Source organism: Streptomyces sp. NPDC096048 (genome assembly GCF_044763415.1).
GTDB lineage: Bacteria > Actinomycetota > Actinomycetes > Streptomycetales > Streptomycetaceae > Streptomyces.
Genome location: NZ_JBIWGG010000007.1, coordinates 569,114 through 585,480 on the forward strand (window position 1 = coordinate 569,114; position 16,367 = coordinate 585,480).

11 protein-coding genes are annotated in these 16,367 nt (G+C 71.1%); 8 read left to right on the forward strand and 3 right to left on the reverse strand.

Translation table 11 applies throughout. The features are described from left to right. Positions 1–210 precede the first annotated feature (210 nt). Entirely contained in the window at positions 211–1,818 is a 1,608-nt protein-coding gene (locus ACIQ6R_RS22550) for an acyl-CoA carboxylase subunit beta (RefSeq protein ID WP_404223004.1), read from the forward strand. Positions 1,819–1,826: 8 nt separating this feature from the next. Next, positions 1,827–2,012: an acyl-CoA carboxylase subunit epsilon gene (locus ACIQ6R_RS22555; protein ID WP_404223005.1), complete on the forward strand. Its 186-nt coding sequence runs from the start codon at positions 1,827–1,829 to the stop codon at positions 2,010–2,012. A 125-nt stretch (positions 2,013–2,137) separates the two neighbouring features. Here the strand turns inward: ACIQ6R_RS22555 and ACIQ6R_RS22560 are convergent, their stop codons facing one another. Continuing rightward, positions 2,138–3,025 carry a hypothetical protein gene (locus ACIQ6R_RS22560; protein WP_404223006.1) on the reverse strand — a complete coding sequence of 296 codons (888 nt, stop codon included), beginning with the start codon at positions 3,023–3,025 and terminating at the stop codon, positions 2,138–2,140. A gap of 528 nt (positions 3,026–3,553) precedes the next feature. On the opposite strand from ACIQ6R_RS22560, the gene ACIQ6R_RS22565 reads away from it, so the two are divergent. Together ACIQ6R_RS22565 and ACIQ6R_RS22570 are read left to right on the forward strand one after the other, a co-directional pair. After that, a complete protein-coding gene (locus ACIQ6R_RS22565) occupies positions 3,554–4,855 on the forward strand; it encodes a TrkH family potassium uptake protein (RefSeq protein ID WP_404223007.1) in 1,302 nt (433 codons plus the stop codon). Beyond that, positions 4,848–5,537, forward strand: a complete 690-nt coding sequence (locus ACIQ6R_RS22570) for a potassium channel family protein (protein WP_404223008.1) — start codon at positions 4,848–4,850, stop codon at positions 5,535–5,537. The genes ACIQ6R_RS22565 and ACIQ6R_RS22570 overlap by 8 nt, the downstream gene beginning before the upstream one ends. Before the next feature lie 207 nt (positions 5,538–5,744). Here ACIQ6R_RS22570 and ACIQ6R_RS22575 read toward each other — a convergent pair whose 3' ends face one another. Next, positions 5,745–6,758: a PucR family transcriptional regulator gene (locus ACIQ6R_RS22575; protein ID WP_404223033.1), complete on the reverse strand. Its 1,014-nt coding sequence runs from the start codon at positions 6,756–6,758 to the stop codon at positions 5,745–5,747. A 376-nt stretch (positions 6,759–7,134) separates the two neighbouring features. On the opposite strand from ACIQ6R_RS22575, the gene ACIQ6R_RS22580 reads away from it, so the two are divergent. From ACIQ6R_RS22580 to ACIQ6R_RS22595, 4 genes are all read left to right on the forward strand, one after another. Continuing rightward, positions 7,135–7,356, forward strand: coding sequence for a hypothetical protein (locus tag ACIQ6R_RS22580; protein ID WP_404223009.1), 222 nt, complete (start codon positions 7,135–7,137; stop codon positions 7,354–7,356). A gap of 85 nt (positions 7,357–7,441) precedes the next feature. After that, on the forward strand, positions 7,442–9,481 hold the full coding sequence (locus ACIQ6R_RS22585) for a flotillin family protein (RefSeq protein WP_404173702.1): 2,040 nt from the start codon (positions 7,442–7,444) through the stop codon (positions 9,479–9,481). 78 nt (positions 9,482–9,559) lie between these two features. After that, positions 9,560–14,437 carry a DNA repair ATPase gene (locus ACIQ6R_RS22590; RefSeq protein WP_404223010.1) on the forward strand — a complete coding sequence of 1,626 codons (4,878 nt, stop codon included), beginning with the start codon at positions 9,560–9,562 and terminating at the stop codon, positions 14,435–14,437. Positions 14,438–14,611: 174 nt separating this feature from the next. Further along, positions 14,612–15,859, forward strand: coding sequence for a cation:proton antiporter (locus tag ACIQ6R_RS22595; protein WP_404223011.1), 1,248 nt, complete (start codon positions 14,612–14,614; stop codon positions 15,857–15,859). Positions 15,860–16,088: 229 nt separating this feature from the next. Here the strand turns inward: ACIQ6R_RS22595 and ACIQ6R_RS22600 are convergent. Then, the coding region (locus ACIQ6R_RS22600) for an alanine:cation symporter family protein (protein WP_404223012.1) at positions 16,089–16,367 on the reverse strand (279 nt) is incomplete at its 5' end.

Sequence of the window (16,367 nt, forward strand, 5' to 3'; positions counted from 1 at the left end):
GATGAATGAGATTCTTGTCCCTCGGTCACCTCTGCCACCAGGGCAATCCCATGTCAGGGTGCTGCGCTGGCAGTAGCTTGACAGCGGATCACTCCCTTCCGAATCAGCGGCCGGAAGTATTCCGTTTTCTCCTGTGTAGAAGAAGTAAAGGTGAAGGGCCTAAAGCTGGTTCCGACGTGCCCCCTTGAACCCTTTCCGAGGAGTACTCAGATGACCCTCGCCGCCGAGCCGGCCACCGGCCCACCGCTGCCGCAGCTCGCCGAAAGGCCGGATCTTGCCACGCGCACCGCCGAGCTGCGCGACTACCACGAGCAGGCACGGCGCGGTCCGGACCAGCAGGCCACGGCCCGTCAGCACGCACGCGGCAAGCTCACGGCCCACGAGCGGATCGCCCTGCTCTTCGACGCGGAGTCGTTCACCGAGGTCGAGCCCCTGCGCCGGCACCGGGCCGTCGGCTTCGGCATGGAGTACAGGCGCCCGTACGCCGACGGCGTCGTCACCGGCTGGGGCACGGTCCACGGCCGCACCGTCTTCGTGTACGCCCATGACTTCCGCGTCTTCGGCGGCGCGCTCGGCGAGGCCCACGCCGAGAAGATCCACAAGGTGATGGACCTCGCGGAGGCGGCCGGCGCCCCGCTGGTGGCCCTGTGCGACGGAGCGGGCGCCCGCATCCAGGAAGGGGTCACCGCACTCGCCGGCTACGGCGGCATCTTCCGCCGCAACGCCCGCTGCTCCGGGGTGATCCCACAGATCAGCGTGATGCTGGGCCCGTGCGCGGGAGGCGCCGCCTACTCTCCCGCGCTGACGGACTTCGTCTTCATGGTGCGCGGCACCTCACAGATGTTCATCACCGGCCCCGACGTGGTGCAGGCCGTGACCGGCGAGCGGATCGACCACGACGGCCTCGGCGGCTCCGACGTCCACGCCACCACGACGGGCGTGGCAGCTTTCGTCCACGACGACGAGGAGTCCTGCCTGGAGGAGGTACGGCACCTCCTGTCGCTGCTGCCCTCCAACAACCGCGAACTCCCCCCTCACCAGCCGTCCGACGATCCGGCCGACCGCCGCAACGACGCACTCCTCGACCTGGTCCCGGCCGACCCGTCGCGCGCGTACGACATCCGGGACGTCATCGCGGAGATAGTCGACGACGGCGACTACACGGAGGTGCACGCCCGCTGGGCGGGCAACGTGGTGTGCGCCCTGACCCGGCTCGACGGCCACGTCGTGGGCATCGTCGCCAACCAGCCGTCGTCGTTCGCCGGGGTGCTCGACATCGCGGCGAGCGAGAAGGCCGCCCGCTTCGTGCAGACCTGCGACGCCTTCTCCATCCCGCTGCTCACCCTGCTCGACGTACCCGGCTTCCTGCCGGGCCGCGAGCAGGAGCACGGCGGCATCATCCGGCACGGCGCGAAGCTCCTGTACGCCTACTGCAACGCGACGGTGCCCCGGATCCAGCTGATCCTGCGCAAGGCGTACGGCGGCGCCTACATCGTCATGGACTCCCGCTCGATCGGCTCCGACCTCTCCTTCGCATGGCCGTCGAACGAGATCGCCGTCATGGGCGCGGAAGGCGCGGCGAACGTCGTCTTCCGGCGCGAGATCGCCGCCTCGCCCACCCCGGAGGCCACCCGCGCCCAGCTGATCGAGGAGTACCGCTCCGAGCTGATGCACCCCTACTACGCGGCGGAACGCGGCCTCGTCGACGACGTCGTCGACCCCGCGCAGACCCGCGCGCTGCTCATCCGCTCACTCGCCATGCTGCGCACGAAACACGCCCCGATCCCGGAACGAAAGCACGGCAACCCACCTGTATAGGAGGCAACTTGCCCACCACGCCGACCCCCTTGTTCACCGTGGAACGCGGCACCCCCGACGCCACCGAACTGGCCGCCCTCACGGCGGTCCTCCTCACCCGAGCCAGACTGCTGCCCCGCCCACCGACCCCGACCCCGCCCCGCCCGACCTGGCCCCACCCGTCCTACCGGGGCCCCGGCGCCTGGCGCCGCTGACAGAAACCACTCAGGGGCCTGACCCGTACCGCGGGTCAGGCCCCAGGTCAGGCCCTGACCTGGTACCGCCAGCCACCGGTCAGCGCGGCCAGGTGCGCCCGCTACAGCACACCCGCCCCCCCGGCTCAGCCCGCCGCGCGCAGGCGCTCCCCGGCGAGGTGGTCCCGGCAGCTCCGGCAGTGTCCAGGTTCCTGGGCGCGGAAGGCACGCTCGCAGCCGTCGCAGGTCTGGAACGGCAGCACGGCCGGGCGCTCGACGGCCAGTGGGAGAGGTGCCGGGGGTGGCACGGGCAGAGGTGTCTCCCGCAGGCGGAACGCGAGGAAGCTCGCCGGGCGGGCCCGGAAGCGGTCGGGAAGCCGTACGGTCAGCAGCTCGGTGATCTCGTGCGCTCCCACTCCGGCCGCCAGCCACTCGGCCACGGCCGGCGCCAGGCGGGCGGCCTCCCGCGCGGACAGGACGAGACGGGGGTCGACCCGACGCAGGGCGGTCAGCACGGCGACCGCCTTGGGATCGGCGTCGGCGAGCGCGGTCGCCGGGCTCTCGGTCTCCTCGGTACCGCGCGTGGGCGCCACCTCACGCAGTGACGAGGCGGTCTCTCGGGTGGCGGGCCGTTCCCGCGGCCGGGGCGGCTTCGGGGGCTCGGGCCGGCCGTCCGGACCGTCGCCGCCGGGGACGTCGTAGAAGTACGTCCGGGTGCGGATCTGCCCGGAGGCCAGACGCTCCCGGCGACGATCCAGGTAACCGGCGGCTTCCAGCTCCCGGAGAGCACGCGAGATCAGAATCTCGCCCTCGCTGAAGTGCTCGCACAGGGCGGCGATGGTCACGGGGGCGCCGGTGGGCAGGGAGAGGATGTACACGGCCACGCCGACCGTGACCGCGCTGCCGCGCCGCTGGGCGAGAGCGTTGGAGATCACCGTGAAGTCGGCCGTCAGCCGGGTGCGTACGTGGATCACGCCGGAAGTCGGAGCTCCGGCGTCGGCGCGCAGGCGCGCGTTAGACTGCGAGTCAGCCATCGGGAAGGTGTCGCTTCCTGATCGGTCAGGCCCTCGTTCGGGATTGCAGTCCCGGCGGGGGCCGAAGTCTGTGTGCTGTTGTCGCGGCGAACGTAACCGCCCGTATCCCACCCCCGCAAGCCGGTCACTCGGACGGGTGACGCCCGCCGTCCGGCGCGGGGAGGGTGGGTGGGCGGGTAGTTCTTTCCCCGGTTCTTTGGGGAGGCCCGTGGCCCACCGTCCCCTCGCGAACGAGGCATCGGCGGGCCCGGAGGGCGATCGGTGACCGGTGCCCCGTCGACTCACGTTTGTTGGCCGTGGCGGGGTCGTCGGTTTCAGTCGGACGGCGTACTGGCCGCTGCCGTAGGAATGACCTCCGATACTGTTCGGCCGCGTTGTCCCGGTGAGACACAGCGCAGAGCCTGCTGCCGAGAGCAGTGTGGGTGTTGTCTATCGTCTCTCCGTGCGAACAATCGTGATGCCTCTCCGCGCAGCGGACGGCCTGGTGTGGTGACTCGGCGGTGGCCGCGTCTGCGGCATCCCGCGCAGATGGTCGTGGCCGGCTTCGCCACGGCCGTCGCGGTGGGGACAGGGCTGCTGATGCTGCCGGGGGCCAAGGCCGGCCCGGGCGGTGCGAGTGCGGTGGAGGCGTTGTTCACCTCCACCTCCGCGGTGTGTGTGACCGGGCTGATCGTGGTCGACACACCCGAGTACTGGAGCGGGTTCGGGCAGGCGGTGATCCTGGCGCTCATCCAGGTCGGTGGCTTCGGCATCATGACCTTCGCCTCCTTGCTGGTTCTGCTGGTATCCCACCGCATCGGCCTGAAGGCGCGGCTGACGGCCGCTGCGGAGACCAAGACCCTGGGGTTGGGTGATGTCCGTTCTGTCGTGACGGGTGTGGTCAAGGTCAGCCTGTTGCTGGAGGCGGTCACCGCCCTGGTGCTGACTCTGCGGTTCGGCACCGCGTACGGGGAGCCTTGGCCGAGGGCGGCGTGGCTGGGCGTCTTCCATGCCGTCTCGGCGTTCAACAACGCGGGATTCGCGCTGTACTCCGACAGCCTGATGGGCTTCGTCACCGACCCATGGATCTGCCTGCCCATCGCGCTGGCGGTCATCGCCGGCGGGCTGGGGTTTCCCGTTCTGTTCGAGCTGCGACGCCGTTGGCACCGGCCGTGGTCCTGGTCCCTGCACACCAAGATCGTGCTGTGGGCTTCAGGGATCTTCCTGTTCGGCGGCAGCGTCTTCATCACCGTGATCGAATGGTCCAACCCGGCCACTCTGGGCCCCTTCGACGCTCCCGGGAAGGTGCTGGCCGGCTTCTTCCAGGGCGTCATGCCGCGTACCGCCGGGTTCAACAGCCTCGACACCTCCCAGATGAATCCCGCGAGCTGGCTGGGCACCGATGTGTTGATGTTCGTCGGCGGAGCCAGTGCCGGCACGGCGGGCGGTATCAAGGTCACCACCTTCGCCGTGCTGTTCTTCGTCATGTACGCCGAGATCCGGGGCGAGGCCGCGGTCAACATCTTCCACCGTCGCCTGCACGGTGACCTGCAGCGTCAGGCTCTGACTGTGGTGCTGCTGTCCGTGGCCGCGGTCGCCGTATCCACTTTGGCCTTCGTGGTCTTCACCGACACCGGCTTGGACCAGTCGCTCTTCGAGGTCACCTCCGCCTTCGCCACCGTGGGGCTGTCGACCGGCATCACCGCGAGCCTGCCCACCGGTTTGCAGCTCCTGTTGGTCGCACTGATGTTCATCGGGCGGCTCGGCCCCATTACCGTCGCCTCCGCGCTTGCTCTGCGCAGTCGCGTCCGTTTGTACGACCTTCCCGAGGAGCGACCCGTCATTGGCTAGGAAACCCATCCCGAAGAAGCGGCGCAGCGGCCCGGAGAGCTCCGTGGTCGTGATCGGCCTGGGCCGCTTCGGTCGTGCTCTGGCTCTGGAGCTGGTCGACGAGGACACCGAGGTCCTCGGTATCGACGAGCGTGCCGAAGTCGTCCAGGCCCTTTCCGGGTCCCTCACCCACGTCGTACGGGCCGACTCCACCAAGGAGGACGCCCTGCGCCAACTGGGCGTCCACGAGTTCGAGCGCGCCGTCGTTGCCATCGGCACCGACCTGGAAGCCAGCATCCTCACCGCCTCGCTGCTGATCTCCTTCGGCATCGAGAACGTCTGGGCCAAGGCCACCAGCGAGGCCCACGGCCGCATCCTCACCCAGCTCGGTGTCCACCACGTCGTCTACCCCGAGCACGACATGGGGCAGCGCGTCGCCCATCTCGTACGGGGCCGGATGCTCGACTACATCGAGTTCGAGGACGGCTTCGCCATGGTCAAGACCAACCCGCCGACCGACATCATCGGCCTCCCCCTGTCGAACAGCGCTGTCCGCACCCGCTACGGCATCACTGTCGTCGCCATCAAGCGACCCGGTGAGGGCTTCACCTATGCCACGGCCGAAACCGTCGTCGAGGCGGACGACACCATCATCGTCGCCGGTCGCACGCGGGCGACGGAGCGGTTCAGCGAACTCCAGTGAGCCCGCGCCCGATGGCCGACGTCCGCAGCCGCGTCCGTCGTCACTGTCGACACCGCAGGGCCGCCGGGCGTGCATGCTGGTGTCCGTAGTCTGTCGGGGTCCGTGAGCCTGTACATGGCTGTTGTGCTCCGGCTCGCCGGGCAGTGATCGGGCGACACCGCGGGCCCTGCCCGAGCGCGCGCCGTCCATTGCGGCCCTGTCAGCCCTTCACACGTCGGCGTCCGGCCACCCGAGGAGTCGGGCGCCGATCACCGCTGTCTGCAGGGTGTACCGGTGGACGGAGTCGGCGGGGTCGGCCCCGGTCAGTTTGTGGATGCGTTCCAGTCGGTAGGTGAAGGCCCGCACGCTCAGGCCGAGACGCCGTGCCGCCTCCGCGGCGACGCAGCCCGCGTCGAAGTACGCCGTCAGCGTCTCGACCAGCGGCCGAGCGCCACCGCGTGCGTTCTGCAGCGGCCCGAGGGCGCTTTCCACGAGGTCTGCCATCGCCTGGCGGTCCCGGGTCAGGACCGGGTAGACGAGAAGATCGGCCGCACGCAGTACCGGCTCCGTGATGTCGAGCCGCTCCGCGAGGTCGAGGGCGTTGAGGGCCTCTTCGTAGGAGTGGACGACCCCGCCGGCGCCCGGGTGAGGACGCCCGATGGCGACCTGTCCCCCGTCGGTGGCCGCGTACGCCTGTTTGGCGAAGAACGACAGCACGTCGTCCTGTTCCCCGGGCGTGACGCAGACCAGCCGGCCGTCCTTGGTCGTGAGCAGGATGCGTCGTTCGCCGAAGCGGGCGACCACGGCGCTCTCCACCTGCCGGGCGGCGGGGTGGGTGTCCTCGACCGGCGTTGTGCCCTGAGCGACGGCGACGGCGTGGGCCCGGGAGAGCAGCAGGCCGAAACGCTCGGCCCGCTCGGAGAGGCGGCCGAGGTCGCTGCGGCCGTAGAGCAGGTCGTCGATGAACTCGCGGCGTACCGCCTCCTCCTGACGTACGGCGAGCAGTTGGGCCCGCTCGTGTCCCTCGGCGAAGGCGTCGATCGCCTGCTCGACGGCGGCGAGTACATGGCTTCCCGACGCGGGTGACAGCGTGGGCCAGGCGTCGCGGGCCACGGACACGTGCCGGCGCACGAGAGCCCGCAGTCCGAAGCCGGCCTCCGCGGCGCGCTCGCCACGAGCCCGCAGGGACTCCAACTCCTCACGGGTGAGGCGGCGCCCGGTCGCGCACACCTCGGCCAGCATCTGGGCATACCCCTCCAGATACTCGTCGGGTATTTCCCGCCCTGCCACCCGTCCTCCTGTGGTGTACGCCTTGCGTACGTCCTCCTGACGTACGCCGGACAAGAGTGTCAGACCGCGGGTGTGTGAGGGCGTGCGCGGACGCGCCGCCCCGGTGCCGGCTCTGTCGAGGTGAGCGGTACCGCCATCGAGGAAGAGCGCTGCGTGCGCGTCGCCGCCCGGCATCAACAAGCCGTAAAGATTGCCGTATTACGGCAATGCGGTGCGAGGCATGCCCGGGCCAAGATGGGTGCGGCAGCAACAGGGGGTGGCCTCGATGCCAGGGCCCGGCAACGGGCGTGGGCATGGGGGCTCAGCGGTCCGGTTCGGGGGTGAGGGCATGGCACGGGTTGGCGTCGCCGCCGTACAGCTCCTCACCTTCGCCGGCCTCACGCCCCTGGTGGCCGGGCTCCGCGTACCGTCGGCGCTTGTGCCGGGCCGGGGCGAGGCACGGGCGCGTGCCGTTCCCGCCGAGCCGGGCCACGCATACCGCGGGCGACGACATCCGGGCACGGCGAGCGGTTCCCCGTACGACCCCGGCAGTCGCCGCATCCACGGCTGAGCCGCAGCCGTCGCGCGCCACATCGGACGTCCCCGCCCCAAGCCGAGCGGGCCGCCCGCCTCTTCGCAGACCTCAAGGACTTCCTATGGATTACCGCACCCTGGGCATCGGCGTGCTCGTTTGCCTCCTGCTCGCCGCCGCCGTGCTGTTTCTCGTGGCCCGACTGTTCCGCAAGGTGGAGCAGGGCAAGGCCCTGATCGTCTCCAAGATGCGCAAGGTCGACGTGACCTTCACCGGGCAAGTCGTCCTGCCGGTGCTGCACAAGGCCGAGGTGATGGACATCTCGGTGAAGACCATCGAGATCACCCGGGCCGGCAAGGAAGGGCTGATCTGCCGGGACAACATCCGCGCGGACATCCGGATCTCGTTCTTCGTCAAGGTGAACAAGACGGTCGAGGACGTGGTCAAGGTCGCCCAGGCGGTCGGCACCGCACGGGCGAGCGACCGGAACACCCTCCAGGAGCTGTTCCACGCGAAGTTCTCCGAGGCGCTGAAGACCGTCGGCAAGCAGATGGACTTCACCGACCTCTACACCAAGCGCGAGGAACTGCGGTACCGGATCATCGAGGTCATCGGCGTCGACCTCAGCGGGTACCACCTGGAGGACGCGGCGATCGACTACCTGGAGCAGACGCCGCTGACCCAGCTCGACCCCGCCAACGTCCTCGACGCGCAGGGCATCCGCAAGATCACCGAGCTGACGGCCGTGGAGCACGTGCGCACCAACGAGGCGCAGCGCACCGAGGAGAAGGAGATCACCCGCCAGAACGTCGACGCCCGGGAGGCGATCCTGGAGCTGGAGCGCCGGCAGGTCGACGCCGAGACCAAGCAGCGGCGGGAGATCGAGACCGTCCGTGCGAGGGAGGAGGCCGAGACCGCGAGGGTGGTGGAGGAGGAGCGGCTGCGGGCGCAGTCGGCCTTCCTCAAGACCGAGGAGCAGCTCGGTATCCAGCGCGAGAACCAGGGCCGCGAGGTCGCGGTCGCGCAGAAGAACCGCGAGCGGGTCATCGCCATCGAGAACGAGCGCATCGAGAAGGACCGCCTGCTGGAGGTCATCGCCCGGGACCGGGAGACGCAGCTGACGCGGATCGCCGCCGAGAAGGAGGTCGAGGCGGAGAAGCGGGAGATCGCCGACGTCATCCGTGAGCGGGTCGCCGTGGACCGTACGGTCGCCGAGCAGGAGGAGGCCATCAAGAAGCTGCGTACCGTGGAGGAGGCGGAGCGGCAGCGGCAGTCCGTGATCATCGCCGCCGAAGCCGAGGCGCAGGAGAAGCTGGTCAAGGACATCAAGGCCGCCGAGGCCGCCGAACAGGCCGCCACCCACCGCGCGGCCGAGGAACTGACCATGGCCGAGGCCCGGCTGAAGAGCGCCGACCTCGACGCGCGGGCCAAGCTGCGGCTCGCCGAGGGCATCCAGGCCGAGAGCGCGGCCGAAGGGCTGGCCGCCGTGCAGGTCCGCGACAAGGAGGCCGAGGTCACCGAGAAGGCCGGCCGCGCGGAGGCCCAGGCCACCGAGGCCCGGCTGCGGGCGGAGGCCGAGGGCGCCAAGGCCAAGGCACTCGCGGAGGCCGCGGCCGTCGGCGAGAAGCTGAAGGCGGAGGCCGCCGGCCTCACCGAGAAGGCCGCGGCGATGGCCGCCCTGGACGAGGCGTCCCGTGGCCACGAGGAGTACCGGCTGCGGCTGGAGGCCGAGAAGGACATCCGGCTCGCCGGACTGGACGCGCAGCGCCAGGTGGCCGAGGCCCAGGCGACGGTGCTGGCCACCGGGCTGGAGAACGCCGACATCAACATCGTCGGGGGCGAGTCGGTCTTCTTCGACCGCCTGATGTCCTCCATCGCGCTCGGCAAGAGCGTCGACGGCTTCGTCCAGCACTCCGAGACCGCCCAGGCGCTGGCGAAGCCCTGGCTGGACGGCACGTCGAGCTTCACCGACGACCTCAGCCGGGTCCTCGGCTCGGTCTCCACGGCCGACGTGCAGAACCTGACCGTGTCCACGCTGCTGATGAAGCTCATGAAGACGGGCGGCGCCGACTCCGGTGCCCTGGAGCAGCTGCTGAGCAAGGCCGGCGAGCTGGGCCTCGCCGACACCCGGCTGATGGCCGTGAACGGCAGCGCCAAGGGCTGACGGACCGCGGACGTGGAGCTGCCGCGCGGGGGGCGGCAGCTCCACGACCGCTCTTTTCGACTTCCTGAGAGGGACCTCATGACCACCGCCCTGGACACGGGTACGTACGAGGTGCTGCGCGACCGCCTCACCGCGCAGGCGTCCGAGCTGGCCGGCCGCGCCGAGGCGCTGAACGCTCGCCGCGTCGAGGAGTTCGGTTCTCTGCGCCTGGAACTGGCCGGCACCGAACAACTGCGCACCGAGTCGGCGTGCGTGCCGCGTGACCTCGTGTCCGTCGGCGACGCTCTGCTCTTCGGGTACAACACCGTCCCCGGCCGCGGGGCCGAGACCGCCGTGGGCGACGTGTTCGCGCTGCACGACCGCGCCCTGGACAGGCTGCCCGACGACGCCGTGCCCGGCCTGCTCGACGACCCCGCGTTCGTCCGGGAGTTCGCCGCCCTCCACCGGTACTTCCACCAGGCCAGGCTGCTCCAGCTCCGGCGGGTCGAGGACAAGGTGCTCGCCGTCTTCCGAACGGGCGAGAAGGCGGAGGACATCCGGGTCCTGCGCTGGGCGCTGTCCGACGACGGCCGGGCGTCCTTCCTGGACGCGCGCGGTGACCGGGACCACGTCCTGCCGCCCGCGCACGACTTCGCGTGGACGGTGACGACCCGCGAGGACCACGTCCTGGGCCGGCACCCGCACGTCTCCATCGAGGGCGAGGTGTTCGTCGAGACGCTGGGCGGGACGCTCACCGTCAAGACCGAGGACGACACCGAGACGGACGAGGGGGTGTACGCCGAGCCGGTCGCCGAGCCGCTGCAGTCACTCGCCGACGCGCACATCGCGTACGCGCGGGTGGGTGCCCTGATCCTGGTGGACGTCCTTCCGTACAAGGAGGACACCCACCGCTACCTGGTGTTCAACACCCTCACCAGGACCGTCGTCCGCCTCGACGGCATCGGGCAGGCGTGCCGCCGGCTGCCCGAGGACCAGGGCATCGTCTTCCCCGGCGGCTACTGCCTGGCCACCGGCACCCACCGGACGTTCGACGGCGTCGACACCGAGGGCCTGGAGTTCGAGCGGGCGGTCCGCTCCCCGAACGGCGAGGACGTCCTCTTCGCCTTCCACGCCCGCGTGGCGGGACGCGGTCTCCTCCTGCACTACAACGTCATCCGCAAGGAGGTCGCCGCCCCGCTGTCCTGCCACGGCTGGGCCCTGTTCGACGACGGAGCCGTCCTCGCCCTGCGGGCAGCCGGCACCGAGCCGCAGCGCGTGCACCCGGTGCAGCGGTGGACCTCCCCGTACGTCTCCGACACCCACGCCGCCGCCCAGCCGGCCGGCACCGGTCCGCTCGCCCGCGTCGGCAACGCCGACCTCGTGCGCGGCATCTCCGACTGCCTGTCCGTCGCGCGCGCGGTCACCGAGACCACCCCGACCGGAGAGGTCTACGAGGCGCTCGTGGCCGCCTGTGCCCGAGCCGCCGACTCGCACCACTGGCTGGCCGAGGCGGACCTCGGTGCCCTGCACGAGCCGCTCACCCGGGTGAGGGACACCGCGGAACAGGTGCTGGCCGAGTTCGAGACGGTGCGGACGCTCACCCGCCAGGCGGCCGACGCGCTCACCGAGGCGACGGCACGCGTCGCCACCGTCGTACGGCGCCTGCGCGGCGAGGCACCGCGCGGCGCCGAGGCGTGGGTGGCAGGGCTCACTGAGCTCCGGCAGGCCCAGGGGCACCTGCTCACCCTCAAGGACATGCGGTACGCCGACACCGACCGCATCGACGAGCTGGCCGCGGACGTCGAGCACGACCTCGTCTCGTTCGGGCAGCGGGCCGTGACCCACCTGGCGCACGAGGACGCCTTCGCCGACCACCGCGCCGACATCGAGCGGCTCGTCGCCGACGCCGAGGCGATCACCACCGTGGCCGAGGCGGAGCCCGTCGCGGCCCGCCTCGACGAGCACGCCGACAACCTGCGCACGGTGACCGACGTCGTCTCCGGCCTGGACATCGGCGACGCCACCGTCCGCACGTCCGTCCTGGAGCGGATCGCCGAGGTCCTCGGGGGTGTCAACCGCGCCCGCGCCACGCTGGACGGCCGCCGCCGTGCCCTGCGGGACCGCGAGGGCCGGGCCGAGTTCACCGCGGAGTTCGCGCTGCTCGGCCAGGCGGTCACCGGTGCCCTCGCGGCGGCCGGCACCCCCGAGGACTGCGACGAACAACTCGCCCGCCTGCTCGTGCGGGTGGAGGACCTGGAGTCCCGGTTCGCCGAGTCCGACGACTTCCTCGCCGAGCTGGCGGACAAGCGCGACGAGATCCACGAGGCGCTTTCCGCCCGTAAGCAGACCCTCGCCGACGCCCGTGCCCGCAGGGCCGAGCGCCTGGCCGAGTCGGCCGACCGGGTCCTGGCCACGATCGTCCGCCGGGCGTCCTCGCTCGCCGACGCGGACGCCGTCACCACGTACTTCACCTCCGATCCGATGCCCGCCAAGGTGCGCCGCACGGCCGACGAGCTGCGCTCACTCGGCGACCAGGTCAGAGCGGAAGAACTCGACGGCCGCCTGAAGACCGCCCGGCAGCAGGCCCTGCGCGCGCTGCGCGACCGCACCGACCTGTACGCCGACGGCGGCCGCACCGTCCGCCTGGGCGGCCACCGCTTCGCGGTCAACACCCAGCCGCTGGACCTCACCCTCGTCCCCCAGGGCGAGAACCTGGCCTTCGCGTTGACGGGCACGGACTACCGCGCCCCGGTCACCGACCCCGACTTCGCCGCCACCCGCCCGTACTGGGACCGCCCGCTGTCCTCGGAGTCGCCCGAGATCTACCGCGCCGAACACCTCGCCGCCCGCCTGCTCGACGAGTGCGGTCCGGCAGCCCTCGCAGCGGCCGACGACCTGCCCGCCCTGGTCCGCCAGGCAGCGGAGGCGGCCTACGACGAGGGCTACGAGCGCGGTGTCCACGACCATGACGCGGCCCTGATCCTCGCCGCCCTCCTGCGCCTGCACGAGGGCGCGGGCCTCCTGCGCCACGAGCCGACTGCCCGCGCCGCCGCCCAGTTCTTCTGGGCGCATGGCACGACGGCCGAGGAACGCGACGCCTGGACCCGCCGCGCCGTCTCCCTGGCCCGGGCCCGCGACACCTTCGGGCTCGCGCCCGCGATCGCCGACCTGGAAGCCGAACTCGCCGACGTGATCGGCACGCGAGCGGCGGCCGCCTACCTCTTCGAGGAGCTGACGACCGGCCCCGACGGCTTCGTCCTCAGCGCGGGCACCCGGACCCTGCTCGACAAGTTCCGCCGCACCGTCGGCGGCTCCGCCTACGACGACGACCTCACCGCCCTCACCGCCCCGGCCGCCCGCAGGCAACTCGTCGAGGCGTGGCTGACGTCGTACACCACCGCGACCGGCACCGACCTCGCCCCGGGCGATCTGGCCGAGGCCGTGACCGCGGAACTGTGCCCCGGTCTGCCCCGCTACGAGGCCGACGCTCCGCTGACCGAGACCGTCGAGAGCCTGCTCGGCACCCACCCGCGCGTCCACGACCGGACCCTGACCGTCCGCGTCGACGAGCTCATCGCCCGCGCACGGGAGTTCCGCGCCCGCGAGCTCCCCGCCCACCGCGCCTACCAGCGCCGCCGCGCGGCACTGGTCGCCGCCGAGCGCGGCCGCCTGCGCCTCGACGAGTTCCGGCCGCGCGTGATGTCCGCGTTCGTGCGCAGCAGGCTCATCGACGAGGTCTACCTCCCCCTGATCGGCGACAGCCTCGCCAAGCAGCTCGGCACCACGGGCGACGCCAAGCGCACCGACACCGGCGGCCTGCTGCTGCTCATCTCCCCGCCGGGCTACGGCAAGACGACCCTCGTGGAGTACGTCGCCGACCGGCTCGGCCTGCTGCTGGTGAAGGTCAACGGCCCGGCACTGGGCCACACGGTGACCTCGCTCGACCCGGCCGAGGCCCCCAACGCCACCGCCCGGCAGGAGATCGAGAAGATCAACTTCGCGCTGGAGGCGGGCAACAACACCCTGCTCTACCTCGACGACATCCAGCACACCTCGCCCGAGCTGCTCCAGCAGTTCATCCCGCTGTGCGACGCCACCCGCCGCATCGAGGGCGTACGCGACGGCGAGCCCCGCACCTACGACCTGCGCGGCAAGCGCTTCGCGGTGTGCATGGCGGGCAACCCGTACACCGAGTCCGGCAGCCGCTTCCAGGTCCCCGACATGCTCGCCAACCGCGCCGACGTGTGGAACCTCGGCGAGGTCCTCACCGGCAAGCAGGACGCCTTCGCCCTCAGCTTCGTCGAGAACGCCCTGACCGCCAATCCGGTCCTCGCCCCGCTCGCCGGCCGCGACCGCGCCGACCTGGAACTGCTGCTCCGGCTGGCCGGGGGCGACCCGGCCGCGCGCGCCGACCGGCTGACCCACCCGTACGCGCCCGCCGAGCTGGACCGGATCACCGCGGTCCTGCGCCATCTGCTCAGCGCCCGCGAGACCGTCCTCGCGGTCAACGCCGCGTACATCGCCTCGGCCGCCCAGTCGGACACCACCCGGTTCGAGCCGCCCTTCCGGCTCCAGGGCTCCTACCGCAACATGAACAAGATCGTCCAGCGCATCCAGCCGGTCATGAACGACGCCGAGGTGTCCGCCCTGATCGACGACCACTACACGGCGGAGGCCCAGACGCTGACCACCGGCGCCGAGGCCGGCCTGCTGAAGCTGGCCGAGCTGCGGGGCACCCTCACCGCCGCCCAGGCCGGTCGCTGGGCGGAGCTGAAGGCGGCGTACGTCCGCACCCAGACCCTCGGCGGGCCCGAGAGTGACCCCCTCACCCGAGCCGTCGCCGCCCTCGGACTGCTGGCCGACCGGGTCGCGGCGGTCGAGTCGGCCATCAACCGCGCCGCCGACCCGCGCCACCTCGTCGCCAACCCGACAGCCCGGCACGCCGCCCGCCCGGCGCCCGGGTCCGGGGAAGAATGAGGGGGCCACCCAGCGCATGGCGTCCCGCCGGGGCGCGGCAGTGTCCGGTGGGCGGCGCTGCCCGCCAGGCACCTGTCAGGGACGCGTAAGGGGCGTGTAAAGTCCGTCACGGAGTGCCGGGAAGTCTGGTCGGCGACTGGGAACAGCTGTCTTCGTCGATCGGAGTTGGTCTTCGTGGTACTCGTCGCGGTCTTCGGTGCCGCTCTGCTCATCGCGGTTCTGCTCTCCGGACTCGCGGCCCGGACCGTGCTGTCCACCTCCTTCCTCTTCCTGGTCGGCGGCGCTCTCGTCAGCGAAGGCTTCCTCGGGCTGGTCCACATCACCCCGGACAGCGAGATCGTCGCGGTCACCGCCGATCTCGCCCTGTTCGCGGTGCTGTTCACCGACGGCATGCACGTGTCCTTCCCGAAACTCAGGGAGAACTGGAAGAACCCGGCCCGCGCCCTCGGCCTCGGCATGCCCCTCGCCTTCGTCGGCATGGCGCTGATCACCCACTACCTGGTCGGGCTGGACTGGACGACCTCCTTCCTCGTGGGTGCCGTCCTGGCCCCCACCGACCCGGTCTTCGCCTCGGCGATCGTGGGACGCAAGGAAGTGCCGCCCAAACTGCGGCAGTTGCTGAACGTGGAGAGCGGCATCAATGACGGGCTCGCCCTGCCGGTGGTGCTCGTTCTCATCGCCGCCGCCGGGCCGACCAGCGGCCACGCGCAGTCGTCCTTGGGGATGATCGCCCTGGAGCTCGGCCTGGGACTTGCCTTCGGCGTGGTGCTGCCGCTCCTGGTCAACGGCCTCGCCCGGTTCCCGCTGCTGGGAGCAGAGCCCAAGCTGCAGCCGCTGCTGCCCCTGGCCACCGGGATCATTCTGTACGCCGCGTGCCACCTGACTCATGCGAATCCGTACCTGGCCGCCTTCTCCGCGGGTGCCGTTCTCACCTCCGTGTCGCCCGAGGCGAAGACGGCCTTCGAACCGCTCGGTGAGGCGCTCGCGGAACTGGCGAAGTTCGCCGCGCTGCTGGTCTTCGGTGCCCTGCTGACGCCCCAGCTCTTCGCCGATCTGTCCTGGACCGGCTACGTGGCCGTCGTCCTGGCGATCATGCTGGTGCGCCCGGCATCGATGCTGATCTCCCTCGTCGGTACGCAGTTCGACCGACGGGAGAAACTGGTGGCCGCGTGGTTCGGCCCCAAGGGCTTCGCGTCGGTGGTCTACGGGCTCCTCGTGCTGCAGGCCGGTATTCCGCAGGGGGAGCAGGCGTACACGCTCATCGCTGTCTGCATCGCCTTCTCGATCGTCGCCCACAGCAGCACCGACGTGCCTATCGCGAGGATCTTCGACGTCGAGGACCTGGCCGGCATTCCAGAGCCGGCGAGCAGTGCGCGGACGCCGGACGCGCGCGAGAAGGACGGACACGTCCACCGGCCGTGAGCACGGCGTGCGCCGCCCAAGGCATCCGCGGCCTCGCGCACGGGACGCGCATGACATGGGTCGGTCGCTCGATCACCTACGATCCCCCGGACGTGGGCCAGCCCCCCCCCACGAACAGGTCGGGGGATGGCGAACGGGCCCGTGCTCACCAGGGTTGTGAGGTGAGTACGGGCCCTTGCTCGGTCTTCGGCCGGGGGTGTCTCCGGGGGGTGGGTCCGGATGCGGTGGGTCAGACGGTGCTCTTCGCCGACTCCTGGTCTTCGTTGCCGTTTCCGGTGGTCTGTCCGGCGTTGCGGGCGCGGACGTACTCCAGGAAGGTGTTGAGTTCGCGCTTGACGACGGGGGCGAGGAGGTAGAGGCCGATGATGTTGATGACGGCGAGGGAGAAGAGGACCGCGTCGGCCAGGTCGATGAGGGTCTGCAGGGTCAGCAGGGATCCGGCGATGGCGAAGACGGTGTAGAGGACCTTGTACGTCACTTCGCTGGTGCGGCTGCGGCCGAAGAGGTA